Annotated in this window: 17 protein-coding genes; 1 reads left to right on the forward strand and 16 read right to left on the reverse strand. The window is 53.0% G+C overall.

Annotation, left to right across the window (positions count from 1 at the left end; translation table 11 throughout):
- Window positions 1-26: 26 nt before the first annotated feature.
- The 5 genes from BN3003_RS14450 to BN3003_RS14470 are packed head-to-tail and all read right to left on the reverse strand — an operon-like array spanning window position 27 to window position 6,575.
- The gene (locus BN3003_RS14450) at window positions 27-923 is read right to left on the reverse strand and encodes a hydroxymethylglutaryl-CoA lyase (RefSeq protein ID WP_058357349.1); all 897 of its coding nucleotides are present in this window, start codon (window positions 921-923) and stop codon (window positions 27-29) included.
- 10 nt (window positions 924-933) lie between these two features.
- Window positions 934-2,937 carry an acetyl/propionyl/methylcrotonyl-CoA carboxylase subunit alpha gene (locus tag BN3003_RS14455; RefSeq protein ID WP_058357350.1) on the reverse strand — a complete coding sequence of 668 codons (2,004 nt, stop codon included), beginning with the start codon at window positions 2,935-2,937 and terminating at the stop codon, window positions 934-936.
- A gap of 16 nt (window positions 2,938-2,953) precedes the next feature.
- Window positions 2,954-3,754: an enoyl-CoA hydratase/isomerase family protein gene (locus BN3003_RS14460; RefSeq protein ID WP_058357351.1), complete on the reverse strand. Its 801-nt coding sequence runs from the start codon at window positions 3,752-3,754 to the stop codon at window positions 2,954-2,956.
- Between the two features lie 25 nt (window positions 3,755-3,779).
- A complete protein-coding gene (locus tag BN3003_RS14465; protein ID WP_058357352.1) occupies window positions 3,780-5,387 on the reverse strand; it encodes a carboxyl transferase domain-containing protein in 1,608 nt (535 codons plus the stop codon).
- Between the two features lie 15 nt (window positions 5,388-5,402).
- Window positions 5,403-6,575, reverse strand: coding sequence for an isovaleryl-CoA dehydrogenase (locus BN3003_RS14470; protein ID WP_058357353.1), 1,173 nt, complete (start codon window positions 6,573-6,575; stop codon window positions 5,403-5,405).
- A 165-nt stretch (window positions 6,576-6,740) separates the two neighbouring features.
- On the opposite strand from BN3003_RS14470, the gene BN3003_RS14475 reads away from it, so the two are divergent.
- Window positions 6,741-7,352, forward strand: a complete 612-nt coding sequence (locus BN3003_RS14475; RefSeq protein ID WP_058357354.1) for a TetR/AcrR family transcriptional regulator — start codon at window positions 6,741-6,743, stop codon at window positions 7,350-7,352.
- A gap of 100 nt (window positions 7,353-7,452) precedes the next feature.
- Here the strand turns inward: BN3003_RS14475 and phnP are convergent, their stop codons facing one another.
- The 11 genes from phnP to phnD are packed head-to-tail and all read right to left on the reverse strand — an operon-like array spanning window position 7,453 to window position 16,321.
- Window positions 7,453-8,238 (reverse strand): phosphonate metabolism protein PhnP, encoded by a 786-nt coding sequence (phnP, locus tag BN3003_RS14480; RefSeq protein WP_234333094.1) that lies wholly within the window; start codon window positions 8,236-8,238, stop codon window positions 7,453-7,455.
- Complete coding sequence (locus BN3003_RS14485; RefSeq protein WP_147645450.1) at window positions 8,202-8,804, reverse strand: nucleoside/nucleotide kinase family protein; 603 nt, start codon at window positions 8,802-8,804, stop codon at window positions 8,202-8,204. Before BN3003_RS14485 ends, phnP begins: the two co-directional genes overlap by 37 nt.
- A complete protein-coding gene (gene phnM / locus BN3003_RS14490) occupies window positions 8,777-9,919 on the reverse strand; it encodes an alpha-D-ribose 1-methylphosphonate 5-triphosphate diphosphatase (RefSeq protein WP_058357357.1) in 1,143 nt (380 codons plus the stop codon). The genes BN3003_RS14485 and phnM overlap by 28 nt, the downstream gene beginning before the upstream one ends.
- Window positions 9,909-10,622: a phosphonate C-P lyase system protein PhnL gene (phnL, locus tag BN3003_RS14495; protein WP_234333096.1), complete on the reverse strand. Its 714-nt coding sequence runs from the start codon at window positions 10,620-10,622 to the stop codon at window positions 9,909-9,911. The genes phnM and phnL overlap by 11 nt, the downstream gene beginning before the upstream one ends.
- A gap of 12 nt (window positions 10,623-10,634) precedes the next feature.
- On the reverse strand, window positions 10,635-11,471 hold the full coding sequence (gene phnK / locus BN3003_RS14500) for a phosphonate C-P lyase system protein PhnK (RefSeq protein ID WP_082625683.1): 837 nt from the start codon (window positions 11,469-11,471) through the stop codon (window positions 10,635-10,637).
- Window positions 11,468-12,325: an alpha-D-ribose 1-methylphosphonate 5-phosphate C-P-lyase PhnJ gene (locus BN3003_RS14505; RefSeq protein ID WP_058357358.1), complete on the reverse strand. Its 858-nt coding sequence runs from the start codon at window positions 12,323-12,325 to the stop codon at window positions 11,468-11,470. The genes phnK and BN3003_RS14505 overlap by 4 nt, the downstream gene beginning before the upstream one ends.
- Window positions 12,322-13,440 carry a carbon-phosphorus lyase complex subunit gene (locus BN3003_RS14510; RefSeq protein ID WP_058357359.1) on the reverse strand — a complete coding sequence of 373 codons (1,119 nt, stop codon included), beginning with the start codon at window positions 13,438-13,440 and terminating at the stop codon, window positions 12,322-12,324. The genes BN3003_RS14505 and BN3003_RS14510 overlap by 4 nt, the downstream gene beginning before the upstream one ends.
- Window positions 13,431-14,051 carry a phosphonate C-P lyase system protein PhnH gene (gene phnH / locus BN3003_RS14515; protein ID WP_058357360.1) on the reverse strand — a complete coding sequence of 207 codons (621 nt, stop codon included), beginning with the start codon at window positions 14,049-14,051 and terminating at the stop codon, window positions 13,431-13,433. Before phnH ends, BN3003_RS14510 begins: the two co-directional genes overlap by 10 nt.
- Before the next feature lie 5 nt (window positions 14,052-14,056).
- Window positions 14,057-14,518, reverse strand: a complete 462-nt coding sequence (gene phnG, locus BN3003_RS14520; protein WP_058357361.1) for a phosphonate C-P lyase system protein PhnG — start codon at window positions 14,516-14,518, stop codon at window positions 14,057-14,059.
- Between the two features lie 9 nt (window positions 14,519-14,527).
- Window positions 14,528-15,316, reverse strand: a complete 789-nt coding sequence (gene phnE, locus BN3003_RS14525) for a phosphonate ABC transporter, permease protein PhnE (protein WP_058357362.1) — start codon at window positions 15,314-15,316, stop codon at window positions 14,528-14,530.
- A 33-nt stretch (window positions 15,317-15,349) separates the two neighbouring features.
- Window positions 15,350-16,321: a phosphonate ABC transporter substrate-binding protein gene (phnD, locus tag BN3003_RS14530; RefSeq protein WP_058357363.1), complete on the reverse strand. Its 972-nt coding sequence runs from the start codon at window positions 16,319-16,321 to the stop codon at window positions 15,350-15,352.
- Between the last annotated feature and the right edge of the window lie 16 nt (window positions 16,322-16,337).

Here is a 16,337-nt window from a genome sequence, read left to right on the forward strand (position 1 = left end):
TTGTTATTTTTACAGGTGGATGGGTTTCAGGCCGCAATCGCTTTGGCCACATTGGAAGCAGGACTGCGACCGAGTTGGTCGCTGATCCAATGCGCAGTGGCCACCAATGACTGCAAATTCACTTCGGTTTCGATACCCATGCCATGCAGCAAATACACCACGTCTTCGGTGGCAACATTGCCGCTGGCGCCTTGGGCATAAGGACAACCGCCCAAGCCCGACACTGACGCATCAAACACGCTCATGCCCAATTGCAAGGCCGCGAAAATATTGGCGATGGCCATGCCATAGGTATTGTGAAAATGGCCAGCAAGGTGTTCCATCGGCACCGCCGCCGCCACCACTTCCAACATGGCTTGGGTTTTCAGCGGCGTGCCCACACCGATGGTGTCGCCCAAAGAAATCTCGTAACAGCCCAAGTCATACAAAGTCTGCGCCACTTGTGCCACTTTTTCAGGCGGCACCTCGCCTTGGTACGGGCAACCCAATACCGTCGACACATAGCCACGCACTTGCACACCGTGCTCTCGCGCGGTTTCAATGACTGGCACAAAGCGTTCAATCGACTCTTCTATGCTGCAATTGATGTTTTTCTGTGAAAACGCTTCCGAAGCCGCGGCAAACACCGCCACTTCAGTCACGCCCACTTCCAAAGCCGCCTCCAAACCTTTCATGTTAGGCGTAAGCACCGGATAGTGGATGCCAGCAATGCGCTCGATTTGGCGCATCACCTCACTGTTGTCGGCCATTTGCGGCACCCATTTCGGCGACACAAACGCGGTCGCTTCGATGGTTTTCAGGCCGCTTGCGCCCAAACGCGCAATCAATTCCACCTTGGTGGCGGTGTCTATCGCTTGTTTTTCGTTTTGCAAACCATCGCGCGGGCCCACTTCAACGATGCGCACTTTTTGAGGATAATTCATCGTCGTCCTTTCACTCTGCCGCTTCGAGTTTCAACAACTCATCGCCATCGCCCACTTGGTCTGCCACGCCAAACAACACTTCTTTGACCACGCCATCGTTAGGCGCAGTAATGGTGTGTTCCATTTTCATCGCTTCCAAAATCAGCAAGGCTTGGCCTTTTTTGACGCTTTGACCGGCTTCCACCATCACTTGCACCACCGTACCTGGCATCGGTGCACGCAATTGGCCGCCTTCGTCGCCGCTGCTCACTTCTGACACATACGGGTTCACATACTCAAACGTGTAAGTGTCACCATCGACAAACAAAGACAATTGGTTGTTGGCAAACACATGGCGCACTTGGGTTTGGTAGCCATCAATGGCCACGCGCAAGCGGCCTGTATCCAATAAAGCCACTTTGGCCACATGCTCTTGCCCTTGGTAAGCCAATTTGTAGCCCACATCACCGGCAAATTCCACCGCCACGCTGTGCTCTTGCCCGGCGTGTTTGACATTCAGAATTTGGCGACCGGCCGCGTTCAAACGCCAGCCATCGGTTTTGTACCATGGTGAATGCGGCTCGGCGCTGCTGCTGCTGTGCTCGCTGCTGGCTTGTTTGCCTTCCAAAGACAAGGCCAAAGCCGCCATCAACACAATATTGGCCGGCACAGGCGCTGGCGCTGGGAACAGCAAATCGTGTTGTTTTTCTATCAAACCGGTATCGAGTTCGGTATTGGCAAAAGCAGGATTGCTGGCCAAGCGGCGCAAGAAACCGACATTATTGCCCAAGCCCAACACATTGAATTCGCCCAAAGCATCGTACATGCGTTGCAAAGCGGTAGCGCGGTCTTCGCCCCAAACAATCAGTTTGGCAATCATCGGGTCGTAATACGAGCTGATGGTGTCGCCCATGATCACGCCGCTGTCGACACGTACCACTGCCGAGGTTTGCGGTTGGTGCATGTAGGCGATTTTGCCGATAGAAGGCAAAAAGCCTTTGTCTGGGTCTTCGGCATAGATGCGCGCTTCCATTGCATGGCCGTGCACCGCCAATTCGTGTTGTTGCTTGGGCAAGGCTTCACCAGAGGCGACGCGCAATTGCCATTCCACCAAGTCTTGACCGGTAATCATCTCGGTCACAGGGTGTTCCACTTGCAAACGCGTGTTCATTTCCATGAAGTAGAATTCGCCGCTTTGTTGGGCAATGAATTCCACCGTACCGGCACCGACATAACCTACCGCACGCGCTGCATTGATGGCCGCTTCGCGCATTTGGGTCAAATAATGCTCAGGCACGTTTGGCGCTGGCGCTTCTTCCAAAACTTTTTGGTGGCGGCGCTGTACCGAACAATCGCGTTCAAACAAATGCACGTAATTGCCGTGGGTGTCACCAAACACCTGCACTTCCACATGGCGTGGACGGGTGATGTATTTTTCGATTAACACATCGTCGTTGCCAAAGCTGGACTTGGCTTCGCGTTTGCATGAGGCCAACGAGGCTTGGAAATCCTCGCTTTTCTCCACCAAACTCATGCCCTTACCACCACCGCCGGCGCTGGCTTTAATCAACACTGGATAACCGATTTTGTCGGCTTCTTGGTGTAAGAATGCTGGGTCTTGGTTGTCGCCATGGTAGCCAGGGGTCAACGGCACTGCCGCTTTTTCCATCAAGGCTTTGGACGTGGCTTTCAAACCCATCGCACGGATGGCTTCCACTGGCGGGCCAATAAACACAATGTTGTTGGCACGACAGGCTTCGGCAAAACCTTCATTCTCAGACAAGAATCCATAACCCGGATGCACCGCTTGTGCACCGGTTTGTTTACAGGCCGCGATGATCTTATCGGCCTGTAAATAGCTTTCACGCGCCGGTGCAGCACCGATGTACACAGCTTCATCGGCCTGTAACACGTGTTGCGCATTGGCATCGGCATCGGAATACACCGCCACGGTTTTCACCCCGAGTTTTTTGGCGGTACGAATCACGCGGCAAGCAATCTCACCACGATTGGCAATCAAAATCTTTTGAAACATGGCATATCCTTCGTGGTTAAGATGAGGTAGCGGTTGAGCACCAAGCGGCGGCGCGTTTTTCCAAAAACGCGCTCAAACCTTCTTTGGCTTCTTGTCCGGCGCGCACGCTGGCAATGTGGGCAGCGGTTTCGCTGCGCAGCTCAGGCGTGTTGTCGCGTTTGGCTACCAAAGCAATCAATTCTTTTGACGCTTGTTGCGCCGTAGGACCACCCAATAACAAGGCAGCGACGATTTCTGCAACTTTCGCATCCAAATCGTCCATGCCCACCACCTCATGCGCCAAACCGATTTCTACCGCTTTGGCAGCGCTGATGCGCTCGGCAGTCAAGAAATAACGCTGCGCTTGGCGCTCGCCTATGGCACGGATCACATACGGGCTAATGGTCGACGGTGCCAAACCCAAACGCACTTCCGAAGTGGCAAACATGGCTTTGTCGCCAGCGATGCAAATGTCACACGTCGCTGCCAAACCCATGCCGCCGCCCATCGCCGCACCTTGCACGCGGGCTATCGTTGGCTGTTTCAAGGTGGCCAAGGCATACAACATGTCGGCCAATTGTTGCGCATCGGCTTGGTTTTCTGCTTCTGAGGCCGCGCCGGCTGCTTTCATCCAATTCAAGTCGGCGCCAGCGGAAAAACTCTTGCCGCGCCCTGCCAACACCACCACGCGCACATCGTCACGTTGGTTCAGGCCGATAAAACACTGTTTCAATTGTTCAATTAAGGCCGCATTAAAAGCATTGTGCACTTCAGGCCGCTCTAGCCACACCGTGGCCACCGCGCCTTGTTGCTCCACACTGATGTAAGTTTCACTCATGATGTTCTCCTTTATTGTGCTTCACTTACATGCGGAACACGCCAAAATGCGTGGCTTCGGTTGGTGCATTCAAGGCTGCCGACAGGCTCAAACCCAAAACGCGACGGCTTTGTGCTGGGTCGATGACGCCATCGTCCCACAAGCGTGCCGATGCATAATAAGGATGGCCTTGGCGCTCGTATTGTTCGCGTATCGGTTGTTTGAATGCGTCTTCTTCTTCTGCGCTCCATTCGCCGCCTTTGGCCTCGATGCCATCGCGTTTCAAGGTCGACAACACGCTTGCCGCTTGTTCGCCGCCCATCACCGAAATGCGTGAGTTAGGCCATGTCCACAAGAAGCGTGGCGAATAAGCGCGGCCACACATGCCATAGTTACCCGCGCCAAACGAACCACCGATAACCAAGGTAATCTTAGGCACTTTGGCTGTCGCCACCGCCATCACCAATTTGGCGCCATTGCGGGCGATGCCTTCGTTTTCGTATTTGCGACCGACCATAAAGCCAGTGATGTTTTGCAAGAACAAAATCGGGATATTGCGTTGGCAGCACAATTCAATGAAATGCGCGCCTTTTTGCGCCGATTCTGAGAACAAAATGCCATTGTTGGCGATGATGCCAACCGGCATGCCGTACAAACGCGCAAAACCACAAATCAAAGTCGTGCCAAAACGGGCTTTAAATTCGTCAAATTTGGAACCATCGACGATGCGGGCGATGATTTCGCGCACATCATATGGTTTGCGCGTGTCGGTTGGCACGATGCCATACAATTCTTCGGCAGCGTAAACCGGCTCTTCGACCTCGGTTAAAGTCACATCGACTTGTTTTTTGCGATTGAGGTTGCTGACGATGTTGCGGGCCAAACCCAAGGCATGGCGGTCGTTTTCGGCCAAATAATCGGCCACACCGGAAATGCGCGTGTGCACATCGCCACCGCCCAAATCTTCTGCCGACACCACTTCACCGGTTGCCGCTTTCACCAATGGTGGGCCACCCAAGAAAATGGTGCCTTGGTTGCGCACAATCACGGTTTCGTCCGACATCGCCGGCACATACGCACCACCAGCAGTACAACTGCCCATCACCACCGCCACTTGCGGAATGCCTTTGGCCGACATTTGTGCTTGGTTGTAAAAAATGCGGCCAAAATGGTCGCGGTCTGGGAAGACCTCGTCCTGTAACGGCAAGAATGCACCGCCTGAATCAACCAAATACACGCATGGTAAATGGTTTTGCTCGGCAATTTCTTGTGCACGCAGGTGTTTTTTCACCGTCATCGGGTAATACGTGCCGCCTTTAACGGTGGCATCGTTGGCCACGATCACGCATTGTTGGCCTTGAATTTGGCCTATGCCCGTGACCACGCCAGCGGATGCGATGTCGCCGCTGTACATATTCCACGCCGCCAATTGGCCAATTTCCAAGAAATTGCTGCCACGGTCGATGAGGCTGTCGATGCGATCGCGGGCAAACAATTTGCCACGGCCTTCGTGTTTGGCGCGGGCCGCCTCACCACCACCTTGATGGATGGTATCGGTCACCTGATGCAAATCGGCCAATTGCGCTTGCATGGACGCGGCATTTTGTTTGAACTCTTCGCTGCGGGTATTGATTTTTGAAATGATTTGCGTCATGTGTGTGGCTCCCAATTACGCGGTTTCGTTGAACAACTCGCGACCAATCAACATGCGGCGGATTTCAGAAGTGCCGGCGCCGATTTCATACAATTTGGCATCGCGCCACAAGCGGCCTGTAGGGAATTCATTGATGTAACCGTTGCCACCCAAGGTTTGTATCGCTTCGCCTGCCATCCAAGTGGCTTTTTCTGCTGCGTACAAAATGGCGCTGGCGGCGTCTTTGCGCAATGAACGCGCATGATCGGCTTGGTCACACGCCTTGCCCACGGTGTAAACCAAGGCTTTACAGGCCAACCAAGTAGAATACATGTCTGCCAATTTGCCTTGCATCAATTGGAATTCACCGATGGCTTGACCAAATTGTTTGCGGTCGTGCAAATACGGCACCACCACGTCCATACACGCATCCATGATGCCCAAAGGACCGGCACTCAATACCGCACGTTCATAATCCAAACCCGACATCAATACTTTCACACCATTGCCAACGCCGCCCATGATGTTTTCTTCTGGCACTTCCACATCGTCAAAGAAAATCGGGTAGGTATTGGAGCCGCGCATGCCCAATTTGTCCAAATGGTTGCCGTGGCCAAAGCCTTTCATGCCTTTTTCCACCAAGAATGCGGTAATGCCTTTCGGGCCGGCTGCAGGGTCGGTTTTGGCATACACCACCATCACATCGGCATCACCACCATTGGTAATCCACATTTTTGAACCATTGAGCACATAACGGTCGCCTTTTTTCTCGGCTTTCAATTGCATGCTCACCACATCAGAACCGGCATTAGGCTCAGACATGGCCAAAGCACCGACAAATTCACCGGATACCAATTTAGGCAAGAAGCGTTGTTTTTGTTCGGCATTGCCATTGCGGTTGATTTGGTTCACACACAAATTGGAATGGGCACCGTAAGACAAACCCACAGACGCCGACGCACGCGAAATCTCTTCCATCGCCACCATGTGTGCCACATAGCCCATATTGCTGCCGCCGTATTCTTCGCCCACAGTCACACCGAGCAAACCCATGTCGCCAAATTTGCGCCACAAATCGGCTGGGAATTCGTTTTCTTCATCTATTTTGGCTGCGCGTGGCGCGATTTCATTGCTGGCGAAATCTTGCACCGCATCGCGCAACATGTTGATGTCTTCACCTAAGCCGAAGTCTATGGTTTGTATGTTCATGGGGTTCTCTCCTAGATTGCTCTGATTTTATGTGGTTCTTGGGTTTGCCAAACTCGTTTACAATGGACTATACAACGATTTTTTTAAAAAGTGAACAATAATTCATAAAATGATTTAAAATTCACAAAGCAACCCAATACGACGTATTACTGAAAGTTTGAAACCATGGCCACCACTTACAAACGCTCAACGATGATGCAAGCTCGGATGGAGCAAAACCGACACACCATTTTTCAAGCAGCGCGCAGTCTGATTGCTGCTGGGGGATTTAAAGAAGCGCAAATGGTCACCATCGCCGAGGCCGCAGGTGTTTCTACTGGCTTGATTTACCGCTATTTTTCCAATAAAACCCAATTGATGGTGGAGATTCTAACCGATGCGGTCAGCAATGAAATCATTATTTTGCATGCCATCGCCCAGCGGCCTGAAAGCGCGCAAGACAATTTGCACGCGGCAGTCACAGCCTTCGTGCGCCGTGCTTTAACCGGGCCACAATTGGCGTATGCGTTTATGGCCGAACCGGTAGACCCACAAGTCGAAGCCGAGCGCATATTGTGCAAACAGCGCTTTGCCAACGTGTTTAAAGACATTTTGAATACCGGCGTAGCGAATCAGGAATTTGAAATTGAGGATGTGGAAACGGCGGCGGCCTGTGTGGTCGGCGCGATGACCGAAGCCGTCATCAGCCCAATTGCCCCGACCACGCCAACCACGCATGACAAACACCGCGTGGCCACCACCATCGCCGATTTTTGTGTGCGTGCGGTGTGCAAATAGTCTGCTTACACTGTTGATACAAGCCAGCCATGTTTACAGGCCGCATTGGAGAGATACCATGCGGCCTGTAACATTGATAACGATGCTCAGTACTTAAAACTCATTCAAAACAACGCTGCATGCCATCGCGTGCCAACACAAATGGCGCCACCACCTCAGCACTGTGTTGCTCCGCCCACGCATCCATCTCGTGGCCGATGTGGGTAAGAATAACCTCATCGCAGCGCAGCAAACCGACCAAATAGCGCACCAAATTGAAATCATTGTGGTTGCGCGGTGTTTCGGTTTGCGGCGGATGAGCGCAGTCAATGATGAGGCAATTCAAACGCAGCCCCGCCAAATAAGCCAAACTCGCATCGGGCAAGCCCACCGTATCGGTCAAATATGCCACCCGTGATTTTTCAGTGGCAAACACATAGCCCAAAGTCGGCTTGGAATGGTTCAAACTCAAAGCGGTAATGCTGATACCTTGCCATTGCCATGTATCACCGTGTGCTAGCGTGTGCGAAAAATCAAAAATGCCTGGGTGTTTGAACAAGTCGGCAAAGCCGTGCTCGTCTTTGGGGCCGCTAACGGGTATGGTCGCGCCCTTGCCCCAACGCAGATGCAACAAGCCTTGCACATGGTCGGCGTGGTAATGCGTTTGCAACACATGGTCTATGCTGCCAGCGGGAAAGCGCTCGGCCAAATCGGCAATGCCGCTGTCGATGAGCATTTTTTTGCTGCCCATTTCCAATACTGCCGAACAAGGCAGACGCCGAAACGCAGTGCTGGCGCGGGCATGGGTGCAGACGCTGCAATCGCAGCCATACACCGGAATTTGCGCCGCATCGCCCGTGCCCAATAAAGTCAGTTGCATGCCCACTTCAGCTGCTCCGTTTGCCACACTTGTTGTTTGAAATCCGCATACACTTGCTCCAAAGCCTGTTCGGCATTGAGCTTGATGCAGCCCGCTGGCAAGGCTTGCGCCAAGGCCTGCGAACGCGCGACCCGTTCTGCCACTTGTTCGCTGTTTTCGCGCCCCCGTTGCAATAAGCGTTGGGTTTGCACCTCGCTGCCCACATGCAAATACACCGGTATGGATGCGGCCTGTAAACCTTCTGGCAAGGCTTTGTAATGCGCGCGTGAACCGTTAACCAACACCATCTTACCCTGCTCCAAACCCGCATACACCTCTTGGCCCAAGCCGTAAGCCAGCCCATTGGCATACCAAGCGCAGGCAAATTCGCCTGCTGCTTCGGCTGCCGCAAACGCCTCCGGCGCCACATACACATGTTGTTCCAATTCTGTAGCGTCCACGGGTCGGGTGATGTAGCGCGTGGGCAACAGCAAAGGCAGCTCGGCCTTGTGCTTAATCAAGGCAATCAAACTGTCTTTGCCGGCCCCCGAAGGCCCCATTAAATAAATCAAGCGGCCTGTAAACATCAAAATACCCGCTTTCCTTGCTTCCACACTTGCTGCACCATCGGCAAGACGCTGTGTTTGACCTGCACCAAATCGGCGATTTTGCCGATGGCGATTTCGCCACGGTCGTGCAAATGCACCGATTCGGCCGGATTCTTGCTGACGGTGCGGATGGCTTGCGGCAAGCTATAGCCTATGTGTTCTTGCGTGAGCATGAAAGCGGCCTGTAACAAGCTGCTTGGGTAGTAATCACTGGACAAAATATCCAACAAACCCAATTGTGCCAAGAAATGCGCCGAGATATTGCCCGAATGGGAACCGCCGCGCACCACATTCGGTGCGCCCATCAACACTTTCAAGCCTTTTTGGTGCGACAAACGCGCCGCTTCTTCGGTGGTAGGAAATTCGGCAATCTCCATGCCCAAAGCGTGCGATTCGTCCACATGCGCAGCAGTGGCATCGTCGTGGCTGGCCAAGGCCAAGCCCTTATTGCGGCAATGCTCGCTAATCGACAGGCGATTGGGTTGGCTGTAAGTCTCGGCATGGCGGATTTGCTTTTCGGCAAATTCGTCCATTTGTGCCGCATTCATGCCGTATTTGCCTTGGTAATACTCGCGGTATTTGTCCAATTGCGCGAACTGACGTTGCCCTGGTGAATGGTCCATGATGGACACCAAACCGACAAACTCATTGTCATTCAGCTCCATAAAGCGCTCATGCGTTTTCGGGTGCGCCACTTCGCAGCGCAAATGCACTTTGTGCTCGGCGCGGGTCAGACCTTGTTGTTGGCTGTGGGTAATGGCATCGAGCATGGGCAGTAAATTGGCCAAGCGGTCGCCTTTGGGACTGATGTCGCCCACCGACAAGGCATCAAACACGGTGGTGATGCCTGAGGAAATGACTTGGTTGTCGTGACCGACGATCGCCGACATAGACGGCCAATCCACACCGGGGCGCGGGTTCATGAATTTTTCCAAATTGTCGGTGTGCAATTCCACCAGCCCCGGTATCAGATAATCGCCGTATAAATCTTGCGCTTGCGGCAAAGTCGATGCTTGCGTGTCCATAGACTTAATCACACCATCAGCAATCAACATCGATCCCAACACCACCTCATCGGCAGTGACCATGCGCACATTGTTCAAAATGATTTCATTGGACATGATTCGATACCTCATTGGCACTGACATTGAATTGTTTGTCGCCGATTTTTTGGCGCACTTCGGCATCGTGGAAGATGCCCACCATCGCCGCACCAGCGGCTTTGGCTTCTTGCATCAATTCCACCACCACGGCGCGGTTGGTTTCGTCCAAAGAGGCGGTCGGTTCGTCTAATAACAGCACCGGCCATGCCACCATAAAGCCACGGGCAATGTTGACGCGCTGTTGTTCGCCGCCTGAGAAGGTACTCGGCGCCAAATGCCACAAGCGCTCAGGGATGTTCAAACGGCTGAGCAATTCTTCGGCACGTGCTCGTGCTTGCTCTGCGCTCCAACCACGTTCCAACGCCGGCTCCATCACCAAATTCAAGGTCGACACACGCGGAATGGTTTTCAAAAACTGGCTGACATAGCCGATACTGTGGCGGCGCAATTCCACCACGCTGCGCGGTGCGGCAGCGACCATTTCCACCCACTCATCGCCATGTTTGACCTGCAATGAGCCGGAAGTGGCCAAGTAATTGCCGTATATCATTTTCAATAAAGTCGATTTGCCACTGCCTGAGCGGCCTGAAAAAATCAAACACTCGCCGCTTTGGGCATCAAAATTCAAATCGGTTAACACATCCAATTGCACCCCGTTTTGGTGGTGCAAGGTAAATTGCTTGTTCAAGCTGCGAGCTTGTATGCGTGTGGCAGTCATCATCACTCTCTCGTTTTAAGCCTGTAATATCGAAGAAACCAATAATTGTGTGTACGGGTGTTGCGGGTCGTCGAGGATTTGGTCGGTGAGGCCGCTTTCAACCACGTGCGAGCGCTGCATCACCAACAAACGGTCGGCAAGCAAACGCGCCACCGCCAAATCGTGCGTGACCAAGATGATGGACAATTGGTATTTGCGCACCAAAGAACGAATCAAATCCAGTAATTTGGCCTGTACCGACACATCCAAAGAACTGGTCGGTTCATCCATAAACACCAAACGCGGCTTGGAAATCAGGTTGCGGGCGATTTGCAAGCGTTGCTGCATGCCGCCTGAAAACGTGCGCGGCAAATCGTTGATGCGACTGGCGTCGATTTCCACTTGCGTCAGCCACTCGGCGGCGCTGTCGTGCAAATAGCCATAATGGCGCACACCTTGTGCCATCAAGCGTTCGGCAATGTTCGCCCCTGCCGACACATCCATGCGCAAGCCATCGCGGGCGTGTTGCTCGACAAACCCCCATTCGGTGCGCAGCAATTGGCGGCGCTCGGCCTCGCTGCTGTCGTAGACTTCGACTTGTTCACCATCGCCGCGGATGTAAATCAACTCGCCACCATCGGGCAAGACGCGGCCTGAAAGCAAAGACAATAAGGTCGATTTGCCCGAACCAGATTCGCCGACAATGCCCAACACCTCGCCGGGATACAAATCAAAATCGACTTTTTGGCAGCCTTGCTCGGGGCCGTACAATTTGGTCAGGCCGCGCACTTGCAATAAGGGCTGAATGTCGGCCAGTTTTTGTGCCCAAGGTGCGCTTGGGCTGTGCTTCATGCTGTCCACACTGATGTTCATGCTGTTTCTTTCTGTTGTAACTGTGATTCGCAGTAATCGGTGTCGGAACATACAAACATGCGTTGACCGGCGTCATCTATCACCACTTCGTCCAAATAAGTGTGGTCGGCGCCACACAACATGCAACACGCATCCCAGCGCTGCACATCAAACGGATGGTCTTCAAAATCCAAGCTCACCACCTCGGTAAACGGCGGCAAGGCGTACAAACGCTTCTCACGGCCGGCACCAAACAGCATCAAAGCTGGGCTTTGGTTGAGTTTGGGATTGTCGAATTTCGGTATCGGTGACGGATCCATGATGTAATGCTCGTTCACACGCACCGGATAGGCATAACTGGTGGCGATGTGACCAAAACGGGCGATGTCTTCATACAGCTTGATGTTGATGACGCCATAGTCTTTTAAGGCGTGCATGGTTTGCGTTTCCGTTTCCGATGGCTCGATAAAGCGCAGCGGCTCAGGAATCGGCACTTGATACACCATGATTTGGCCGGCCGTCAGCGGCTGCTCAGGAATGCGGTGACGAGTTTGTATCACCGTCGCTTCACTGGTATGCGTGGTGGTGGCGACGTTGGCAGTCTTGGCAAAAAACTGGCGGATGGACACGGCATTGGTGGTGTCGTCGGCGCCTTGGTCTATCACCTTGAGCACATCGTCTGCACCCAAAATGCTGGCGGTCACTTGGATGCCACCAGTACCCCAACCATAAGGCAGCGGCATTTCACGGCCGCCAAACGGCACTTGGTAACCGGGGATGGCGACGGCTTTGAGCAAGCCGCGGCGGATCATGCGTTTGGTTTGTTCATCCAAATAGGCGAAGTTATAGTCTTGTCTGTTTGTGTGGGCATTCATGCAGGTTCTACCTCGTTGGCGTCTTCATCAGCGTGGCTTACGCCCGCTTGGTCACGGCGGATTTTGCGTATCAATTCCAATTCGGATTGGAAATCGACGTAATGCGGCAATTTCAGATGTGACACAAAGCCTGCGGCCTCGACATTGTCACAATGCGCCAATACAAATTCTTGCTGTTGCGCCGGTGAGGTGATTTCTTCACCATACTCATCGGCACACAAAGCCCGGTCCATCAAGGCCATGGCCATGGTTTTGCGCTCGGCCTGACCAAAAGCCAAACCATAACCGCGCGTAAACACCACCTCGTCTTGCCCTGCTTCTTCGACAAACTGCGTCACCATCTCGCACTCGCTCACCTCTATGCCACCGAGCACGATTTCAAAGCCCAATTCTGGTGGTGTGAACGCCACTTCCACCTCACCAATGCGGATTTCGCCGACAAACGGGTGGTTGCGACCATAGCCGCGCTGGGTGGAATAAGCCAAAGACAATAAGAAACCCTCATCGCCGCGCGCCAACAATTGCAAGCGCTCTGAGCGGCCAGTTGGAAATTGCACCGCGGCGCGGGTGATGTCGCTGTGGCTGCCATCGTGAGATTCAGGCGGCGTCATCAAGCCTTCTTGTTCCAAGATGCGCATCACATGTGGACAAGCCTCGTTTTGGCGCTGTTCCAAGTTTACAGGCCGCTTGTCTATGCCTGTTTCACCCTCTGCCAACAAGGCAAAATCCAATAAACGGTGGGTGTAATCGAAGGTAGGGCCTAACAATTGTCCGCCCGGCAAGTCTTTGTAGATGGCGGAAATGCGGCGGCTGAGCAACATTTCGGCGGTATCCAATGGTTCGGCATCGCCAAAGCGTGGCAAGGTGGTGCGGTAAGCGCGCAATAAGAAGATGGCTTCGGTGATGTCACCGGCGGCTTGTTTCACCGCCAATGCGGCCAATTCTTCATCGTAAAGCGAGCCTTCGCTCATCACCCGTGCCAAGGCCAACGGCATTTGTTGCTGGATTTGCGCCACACTGATGTCGGCAATCGCGGTGTCGCCACGGCGGTATTCGGCCAATAATTGGTGGGCATTGCGTATGGCTTGTTCGCCACCTTTGACGGCTACATACATGAGGCCGCTCCTTGTTCGGTTACAGGTTCAAATTGCACTTGGGTGGTGCGTGGCAAGCCGATGATTTCTTGCCCTGCCACCAACATCACATCCACACCCAAAGGAAACGCCAAGGCCGCAGCGCGTTTGAGCCAAAAAGCCTTGCTTAAAGAAGTGTGCATTGGGCGTTGTCCGTCTATGCCCGGCCCTTGCCACACACTGGCGGCGCTGCCAGCCAAGTCATCCAATTGGATGATTAATGTCGTAGCCAACTCAGGCGAACGCTCGGTGCCGCGTTTCAAGGCGCGCCAATCCCATTGCAAAGCGCTGTCCAAATCACAAACGATGAAATCGGCTTGGGTTTTGTCGCTGATAATCGCAGCTCCAGTGTGAAACACCACATTGCTGTGCACGGCCTCGTTTAAATACGCTTCAATGATGTGAACGCTGACATCGGCATCGAGCAAGGTTTGCAGCAAAGACCAAGTAGCGGCCTGTAAACCCTCTAGTGGCTGTAGAAATGGCAAGGTTTGCGGCAAACCCGGTTCGCTCATCGCGCTCAAAGCAGCGCGAAACACAGTTTGGGCATCGGCCACTGGCTGTTGAAAACCTGCTATCAATTGGTTTTGCATCAGTCTTATCCTCTGACCATGGTGAAGAAATCGACACGGCTAGACGCCACTTTGGCGCTGTGATCGGCCTGCGCTTGTTTCCACGCTTGTGCCAAGGGCTTAATAATGTGTTCCAACCAATAGTCTTGCTGTTCGGTTTGCAAATGGGCATCGGCCAAGGCGATCAACTCGGCCTGTAATTTGTTGCGACCCAACACATAGCCAAAACCGGTTTCGCCGCTTTTCAGGCGCAACACACAGCGGCTAACGGTGGTCTCGCCCATGGCAAACGGCGTGCCGCTGCCCTCAGTGCGACCGTGCACCATCACCATGCCCACTTCGGGGCGGCGTATCCATTCGTACTCGGTTTGTTGCAGTTGGGTTTGGTAGGCACCAAGCTCGCCCGCTTGGTGGGCCAATACTTGTAAACACATTTGGCGCAATGCGGTGGCATCACTTGGCCACACCATGTTTTCAGATAAATACATGACACTCTTTCAAATAAAACGCTTGCGTAAGATTTGCGACAAGGCATCAATCACAGTGACTGTGACGATGATGATTAACATGATGGCGCAGGTTGCAGGGAAGTCGAAACCGCGGATGCTTTCCCACAACAACACACCGATACCACCCGCACCGACCATGCCCACCACCGTGGCAGAGCGTACATTCGATTCAAAGCGGTACAAAGAATAGGAAATCCACAAAGGCAAGACCTGTGGGATGACCCCGTATAAAATTTCACCGATTTTGTCGGCGCCAGTGGCGCGCACACCTTCTACAGGCCCTGGTTCTATCGCCTCTACCGCCTCGGCAAACAGCTTCGCCAAACAGCCGGTACTGTGTAAGAACAAGGCCAACACCCCCGGAAACGGCCCCAAACCCACGGCGGCAACGAAAATCATCGCGAACACCATTTCATTGATGGAACGCAGCGCATCCATGCAGCGTTTGGTGATGATTTGCATCCATTTCGGTGCAATGTTCTCAGCACACATCAAACCCAAGGGAATGGCACAGACAATCGCCAGTAAAGTGCCCCAAATGCCGATGTAAATGGTGATCAGCATCTCGTCCAGATAACTGCGCCACTCTTTAAAATCGGGAGGGAAAAAGTCGGTAATCAGCGTCCACATATTGCCGGAGTCACGCACCAACTTTATCGGTGCCATTTCACTGCCTTGCCATGCCAACGACAACACCGCCAGCAACAGCCCCCACCCCATCAGGTTTAACCATTTTTTCAATCCGCCGCTGCGCGGCGGGACATACACTTGATTCATCAATAATGCGTCCTGTAAACAAACACGAAGTGTTTATGCGGCTTTGGCAGCGGCTTGTTTCTTGAAGTCTTCCAATTCACGTATCGGTTTCAATTGATCATTGTTCGATTCGCGGAATTTGCTCCAACCCAAGGCATCCAACACCGCTTTTTCTTCCGGCGTGCTGCCATACGTCATCAAGAAGGTTTTGATTTTTTGCTTGCTGGCATCGTCCAAGTCTTTGCGCCATACCAATGGATCGGATGGGATTTCTGGCGATTGCCACACGATTTTGAGTTTTTTGATGATTTCAGGATTTTTCTTTTCCATCATCGCCCAGTTCTCGGTATTGAACGTGCCCACATCCACTTGTTTGTTCGCCACCGCCATCGCATTGCTTTCGTGGTTGGCATTCAAGGTGCGTTTGAAGATTTTGTTGGCATCGACATTGTTTTTGGCAAACACGTAATAGCCCGGCACCAAATTGCCCGAAGTCGAATTCGGATCGCCATTGGCAAAAGTCAATTTGCCCGCGTCTTTCAACACATCTTGTTCGGTGTTGTATGGGCTGTCGGCGTTGACAATCATCAAGCTGTAATAGCCGGTGGTGCCATCGTTGTTAATGGTTTGCGCGAATACCTCACCGTCGGCGCGGTCTACCGCCTCCATCGCCGATTTGTTGCCATACCAAGCCAAATCCACTTTTTTAAAGCGCATCGCCTGGATCACGCCGGCGTAATCGGAAGCAAAGAAAGGCTTGATGTTCAGGCCGGTTTTCTTGGACATGTCAGCCAAGAATGGGTCCCAATTGGTTTTAAGGTTTTGCGACGACTCGGTATTGATGATGCCGAAATTGATGGTTTGCGCCTCATTGCTGGCGGTGTTTTCTACACCCGCCGTGGCCTTATTGTCTGAAGCAGCGGCGCTTTTGCTGTCCGCACCGCCACCGGAACACGCGACCAAACCCATGCTGGCGATAGACACACACGCCCATTTTTTAAGACTGTGAAAACCATTGAAATCCATGTTGCTTCCTTGAAAG

Origin of the sequence: Vitreoscilla massiliensis (assembly GCF_001457815.1) — a bacterium.
Lineage (GTDB): Bacteria > Pseudomonadota > Gammaproteobacteria > Burkholderiales > Neisseriaceae > Vitreoscilla > Vitreoscilla massiliensis.